This window comes from Micromonospora deserti (assembly GCF_003236335.1).
GTDB classification, from domain to species: domain Bacteria; phylum Actinomycetota; class Actinomycetes; order Mycobacteriales; family Micromonosporaceae; genus Micromonospora; species Micromonospora deserti.
Map to the genome: position 1 here is coordinate 1 of NZ_POUB01000307.1, position 6,507 is coordinate 6,507.

Consider the following 6,507-nt stretch of genomic DNA (forward strand, 5'->3'; position numbering starts at 1 on the left):
AGATGTGTATAAGAGCCACTACTCGCGCGGCGGGCCACGCCGCCGTCGGCGCGCTGCCGCGCGAGGAGTTCCCCCGGACGGCCGAGACCGCGCGGTGCGCCCGGTCCGTCGGGCCGGGCGAGGAGTCCGGGGACGGCTCGCCATCCTGCCGGGCGGGCTGACCGAGCGGGCCGGCCGGCCGCCCGACCAGACCGGGAACCCGTCCGGGTATCGGATGATTTCGATGCCCTACTGGTGTCGCCGGGTGCCGTACGGCAGGCTGTCCGTCGTGCAGCGTGATCAGTTGCTCGCGGGCCGCTACCGGCTCGGTGAGCGTCTCGGCAAGGGCGGCATGTCCGTGGTCTGGCGGGCCCACGACGAGGTGCTGGAACGCGACGTGGCGGTCAAGGTGCTCGTCGCGTCCGACCCGGCGGCCCGGCGGCGGATCCGGGGCGAGGCGAAGGCGGCGGCCCGGTTGTCCCACCCGAACGTCACCAACGTCTACGACTACGGGGAGTCCCGGCTCGCCACCGGCCACGTCCCGTTCGTCGTGATGGAGCTGCTCTCCGGCCAGACGCTCGCGCAGCGGCTCACCGCCGGACCGCTGCCCCCGAAGGTGGCCCTGCGGGTCTGCGCGGAGGTGGCCGCCGGCCTCGCCGCCGCGCACGCCGAGGGCCTCGTGCACCGCGACGTCAAACCCGAGAACGTCATGCTGACCCCCACCGGGGCGAAGGTCGTCGACTTCGGCATCGCCGCCGTGGCCGGCACACCGGAGATCGACTTCGAGGGTCGGCTGCTGGGCACCCCGGCGTACCTGGCCCCTGAGCGCCTCGACGCCGGAGAGGTGCTACCCGCCTCCGACGTCTACGCGCTGGGACTCCTCGTGCACCACGTGCTCACCGGCCGGCTGCCCTGGCGGTCGGAGACCCAGACCGGGATGCTGCGCGCCCACGCGTACGCGGAGCCGGGGCCGTTGCCGGCGGTCGACGGCGTGCCGCCCGAGGTGGGCCGGCTGCACCGGTGGTGCCTGGCCAAGGATCCGGTGGACCGGCCCTCGTCCGCCGAGGGGGCGCGGATCCTCGCCGCCGCGGTGGCCCGGATGCCGGACGTGCCGGCGGTCTCCCCACCCGTACCGGCGGAACCGTCCGGCCCCCCGCCGGCCGACGCCGTCCCGGCCGGTGCACCGCCCGCCGGCACCCCGGCGGCGGGCACCGGGCCCGCGCTGCGTCCCCTCGCCGCCCCGACAGGTGCCGGAGACGGCGGCGGAGCGGTCCCGGGGTGGACGTCACGGCTCGGCTCGCGGGCGCTGGTGGCCGTCGCGGCGACGGTGGTCGGGGTGGTGGCGTTGGCCGGCTCGCTCGGTGACCCCTCGCTGCGGCAGCCGGACACGGCCCAGCTGCCGCCTACCGGCCCCGACACCGGGGGCACCGCCAGCGTCGCCCTGCCGCTGCCCGCCGACGGGCCGCCACGGCCGGACGCCCCCGGCTCCGACGCCCCGGCCCGCTCGGCGGCGGCCGGTCGTTCCGTAACGGCCCCGGCGCTCCCGCCGTCGGCCGGTGCCACCGCCACCCGCCCGGCGCCCACTGGCGGCGCGGGCCCGACGACCGCACCGTCGGGGGTGGACGTCGGCGCCCGCGGCGGGGTGGTCACGGTCCGCTGCGACGGGAAGTCGGCCGAGGTGGTCCGGGTCGCGCCGGCCGCCGGTTACCAGGTCGGCGCGTACCAGCCCGGTCCGGCCCGGGAGGTCCGGGTCGAGCTGGTCGGGGCCGGCGAACGCAGCGTGGTGACGGTCCGCTGCGCCAACGGCCGTCCGGTGGCCCGGGTCAAGGAGGACCCACCGGTGACCGGCCGACCGGACATGTCGACGTGACGCGTCACCGCCCCGCCAACGCGGCCCAGGTCGGCGTCACCGGGTCCCGCCGCAGCGGCATCCCCGCCTCGGCCGGCGTCCGGTCGCCCTTGCGCTGGTTGCACGTGGCGCAGGCGGCGGTCGTGTTTCTCCAGGTGTTCCGGCCGCCCCTCGAACGGGGCACGATGTGGTCGATGGTGCTCGCCGGCCCGCCGCAGTACGCGCAGCAACGGCCGTCGCGGCGCAGCACCCCGGCCCGGGACCAGGCCGGCCCGGCGCTGAACCGCCAGCGGGTCACCACGTACCGGACCAGCCGCACCACCCGGGGGACCGGGAACACCCCGATCACCCGGTCCGGCTCGGCCTCATGGATCTCGGCGACCCGGCGGCAGAGCATCCGGATCGCGTGCTGGACGGTGACCCGGTGCAGCGGGCCGAGGTCGGCGTTGACGACGAGGACGGCGTCCACCGGTGTCTCCCTCCGTGACGGTGTGACAGGTGGGCCGGGCACGACAGAGCCGCCCGGTCCGAGCTGGTGTGGACGGGCGGCTCGACGTCGTGCGCGCACGGGTCAGTCGGGCCGGCCGCCCTCGGGGCGTTCGGTGCGGCAACCGCCACCGAGCCGCGCCGACGGCACGGCGGTGACGTGCGACATCGACATGGTGTGCTCCCGCGGTGGTGGTTGACCTTGCGGGTTCACGGTAGGTCCGCCCGGGGGCAGGCCGCCAACGGATTTCGATCGCCCACCGTCGCGGCCGGCGCCGCCGGCGGTCGCCCGGTCAGGGCGTACGTCGGGCCAGCAGGCCCAGCGGTCGCACCGAGTGGACCGGTTCGGCGGCCCCGCCCTCGGCGCGCAGGATGTGGTTGGCGGCGATGATCCCGGTCGCGGCGGCACGCTCCATCAGCGCGCTGGGGAAGTCGGTCCGGACCCCGTCACCGGCGAGGTAGAGCCCGTCGGCGTCGGTGCGCACCCCCGGCCGCCCGGCGTGGCTGCCCGGGGTGAAGGCGGGGGCCTTCGCCTCCACCCGGGTGCGCAACTCGCGGACCCGCAGCCCGGCCGCCTCCGGCCAGAGCGCGGTCAGCTCGGCCCACATCCGCTCGGCCAGCTCCCCGGCGGCCACGCCCGGCTCGCAGGCGTACGCGTGCAGTTCGACCACCGAGCCGCCGGTGCGCTCCGCCCAGCGCCGGGACTCGTTCTCCAGCCGGTGGTACAGGGTCACCGAGTCCAGGGTCGGCTGCCGGGACACCCCGCTGAACACCGCCCGGTCGGCGGCCACGTCCCCGGCGCACCAGTAGCGGGCCACCGCGTACGGCGGGGCGGGCCGGCCGAACGCGGGCATCCGCCGGACCAGGTCCGGGGCGAGCTCGACGAGCGCCGGGGAGGCCGCGACCAGCGTGGCGAGCGCGGGCGGGTCGACGGCGAGCACCACGTGCCCGGCGCCGTACGAGGTACCGTCGGCGGCCCGCACCCGCCAGCCGGCGCCGTCCCGGCTCAGCCCGGTGGCCGGGACGCCGGTGACCACCCGCCCGCCGTGCTCGCGCAGGTGCCGGGTCAGCGGCGCCCAGATCGCGGTCGCGTAGTCCTCGTCCGGGCAGTCGAACGCCAGCCCTTCCGGATTGCCCAGCAGGTAGAAGTGGAACTGCGCGACCATCTCGGCGGCCGACATCTCCGCCTCGTGGTTGAAGAACGAGTGCGAGAAGACGTCGAAGAGCATCGCCCGGGCGCGGTCCGGCAGCCGCAGCGAGGTGAGCAGCTCGTCGGCGGTGGCCCCGTCCAGCTCGGCGTAGGTGCGCTCCGGGTGGTACGCGAGCAGCGGCAGGGCGGCGTCGCGGTCCATCCCGCGCAGGTCGCGCAGGCGCAGGCTGGGGCTGCGGGCCAGCAGCGCCAGCAGGCTCGCCGGCGGGGCGGGCGGCAGCCTACCGAACTCCTCGGTCGGCCACCGCCGGCTCAGGATCGGGTAACCGGGGACCGGCTTGAGGAAGCCCAGCCGCGGGTCGATCCGGCGCAGCACCGACCGCCAGTTGTAGTACTGCCGGAAGAACGCGTGGAAGCCGTGCTCGGTCATCTGCCGGGTACCGTCGGCCAGGGTCTCCGGCCAGGCGGCGAGCCGGCCGCCGAGGGTCGGCGCCGCCTCCAGTACGGTCACCGCGGCGCCGCGCTCGGCGAGCACCACGGCCGCCGAGATGCCGGCGATTCCGCCGCCGACGACCACGACGTCAACCGGGTGCGGCACGCGGGGGGCGCCGCCGCCCGGGTCCACCTGGTGCCGCCGTATGCCGAGGAGCCGGCCGACCACCTGCGACAGCGCCATGTGCACCCTCCGGGGTGACGGAGCCTCCAGTCTGCCCGGTCAGCCCTCCGCCGACAGCAGACAGCGCCGTTCCCGGTCGGAGGCGGGCCAGACGTACTCCAGGTCGGGCGGGACGTCGCCGAAGATCGGGCGGTAGTGCGCCGGGTCCTTGCGGACCAGCGACGACCGGTGGCTCCGGTGCAGGTCCTCCCGGCCCAGCCAGGGCGGCAGCTCGCCGGCGTCGGCCAGCTCGGCCTGGCTGCGGACCCGGGTCAGTCCACAGGCGGTGGCGAGGTCGGCGGTCAGCGTGGCGGCGCAGGTGTCCGCCCGGCCGGGCTCGCACCAGACCGCGCACACGTCCAGCCCGTACCGGGTGAGCGCCTCCTCGTACCCGGCCCACATCCGTACCGCCGGGTGGTTGCGCCAGCCGTACGTCGGCCGGGTCAGCCCGCGCAGCACCTGGATGGTCTCCACCCGCTGCTTGCCCAGCCGCTTCCGGTCCAGCGTCCGCGCGCTCGCCAGGAAGTCCGGGTACGGGAGGAAGGTCTGCATGCCGGTGCCTACCCGTCGCCGGACCGGACATGCCGGACGACCAGCGCTCATGATCCACGGGGCTGCGCGCGCCGCGACCGGCTGACTACCATGCGGCGCATGGCGGAGCCCCTGCTCGATCGTGCACTGCGGGCCGGCCGGCGGCTGCGGGTGAACGGGGAGTCCCGGTCGCACTACGTGATCTGCGGTCAGGACGCCCTCGCCTACTGGGTGGTCCGGGCGCTGCTCGCCACCGAGCTCCAGGCCGGCCGGGTCCGGATCACCCTGGTGGTGCCGGAGCGACGCCGTTCCGAGGGGCCGGATGGCCGGGACATCGAGGGCGTCGAGGTGATCCGGGCGGACCGGCTGGACGAGGTGACCTTCCGCCGGGCCGGCCTGGCCGGCGCCGACGGGCTAGCCCTGCTGCACCAGGACGACGTCGGCAACATGCACGCCGCGCTCTGCGCGCAGGAGGTCGAGCCCCGGCTGCGCCTGGTGGTGCGGATGTTCAACACGGGCCTGGCCAACGGGGTGCGGCAGATATTCCCGGACTCGGCGGTGCTCTCGGACGCGTCGATGGCCGCGCCGGCCTTCGTGGCCGCCGCGCTCGGCGAGGTCGCCCCGACCCACTTCCGGCACGGCGGGCGCACCCTCTACGTGGCCCGCCGCGACGACGTACGCCCCGAGGACGTGGTCTGCGCGGTGGCCGACACCCGCGACCCGCAGCTGGAACGGGTGCTCCCGGCCGACGAGAGCGCGGCCGACGTGGTGCTCGCCGAGGCGACCGGGGCGCCGCCGGGCACCGAGGTGGCGGCGCGTCGGCTGCGGCGGGCCCGCCGCCGCCGTCGCCCGGTCGTGATGCTGCTGCGGGCGGTCCGCAGCTTCGCCACCCGCAAGATCGGGGTCGCCGTGCTGGTGCTGCTGGCGGTGATCGCCCTGCTCGGCGGCCTGTACGCCGGCACCGCCCACGTGGGCTGGGGCGAGGCGCTCTACCTGACCCTGGTCACCACGCTCACCGGGCAGGATCCGAACGCCGCCAAGCCGCCCGCGGAGCAGGTGCTCCAGGTGGTGCTCAACCTCGCCGGGCTGGCCCTGATCCCACTGATCACCGCCGTGGTGGTCGACGGCATCGTCAACGCCCGGCTCGCCCTGCACTCCGGGCGGATCCAGCCGGAGCGCTCGGGGCACATCGTGGTGGTCGGGCTGGGCAATGTCGGCACCCGGGTGATGGCCCAGCTCAACGACTTCGGCGTCGAGGTGGTGGCGATCGACAAGCAGGCCGAGCCGCGCGGCGGGGCGCTGGCCCGGCGGCTGGGCGTACCGCTGATCGTGGGGGACGCGGCGCTGGAGGAGACCCTGCACGCGGCCTCGGTCGGCACCTGCCAGGCGCTGGTGGTGGTCTCCACCGACGACGGGGCGAACCTCCAGGCGGCGCTGAACGGCCGCGCGGTCAACGACGAGCTGCGGGTGGTGCTGCGCCTGTTCGACGGCCACTTCGCCGAACGCATCCAGCGGGCCTTCGGCATCGGCATCTCGCGCAGCGTGTCCTACCTTGCGGCGCCGTCGTTCGCGGCCGCGCTGCTGGACCGGGCGGTGATCGCCACCATCCCGGTGGGCCGGCACGCGCTGCTGGTCACCGAGGCGTCGGTGGCCGCCGGGTCGTCGCTGGACGGCCGGCCGCTCGCCGTGGTCGGGCGGCCCGAGAGCGTACGCCTGCTCGCGCACGCCCGGGCCGGTCAGCGCCTCGACTGGTCGCCCGACCCCCGGATGGTGATCGTCGCGGGCGACCGGCTGACCGTGGTAGCCCGGCGGGCCGGGCTGAACGCCCTGCTCCGCGAGGCCGCCCCGCCCCCGCCC

The 6,507-nt window shown here is 76.2% G+C and carries 5 protein-coding genes; 2 read left to right on the forward strand and 3 right to left on the reverse strand.

Annotated elements, in window-relative coordinates; genetic code table 11:
- Positions 1-268 precede the first annotated feature (268 nt).
- Positions 269-1,849, forward strand: a complete 1,581-nt coding sequence (locus tag C1I99_RS33495) for a serine/threonine-protein kinase (protein WP_233512757.1) — start codon at positions 269-271, stop codon at positions 1,847-1,849.
- 4 nt (positions 1,850-1,853) lie between these two features.
- Here the strand turns inward: C1I99_RS33495 and C1I99_RS27700 are convergent, their stop codons facing one another.
- The 3 genes from C1I99_RS27700 to C1I99_RS27710 all read right to left on the reverse strand — a co-directional run bounded on the left by C1I99_RS27700 (position 1,854) and on the right by C1I99_RS27710 (position 4,671).
- A complete protein-coding gene (locus tag C1I99_RS27700) occupies positions 1,854-2,297 on the reverse strand; it encodes an HNH endonuclease (RefSeq protein ID WP_111137153.1) in 444 nt (147 codons plus the stop codon).
- A 310-nt stretch (positions 2,298-2,607) separates the two neighbouring features.
- Positions 2,608-4,140: an FAD-dependent oxidoreductase gene (locus C1I99_RS27705; RefSeq protein WP_111137154.1), complete on the reverse strand. Its 1,533-nt coding sequence runs from the start codon at positions 4,138-4,140 to the stop codon at positions 2,608-2,610.
- 39 nt (positions 4,141-4,179) lie between these two features.
- Positions 4,180-4,671 (reverse strand): MSMEG_6728 family protein, encoded by a 492-nt coding sequence (locus C1I99_RS27710; protein WP_111137155.1) that lies wholly within the window; start codon positions 4,669-4,671, stop codon positions 4,180-4,182.
- A gap of 90 nt (positions 4,672-4,761) precedes the next feature.
- Here C1I99_RS27710 and C1I99_RS27715 point away from each other — a divergent pair.
- A partial coding sequence (locus C1I99_RS27715) for a potassium channel protein (RefSeq protein WP_111137156.1) occupies positions 4,762-6,507 on the forward strand: 1,746 nt, incomplete at its 3' end.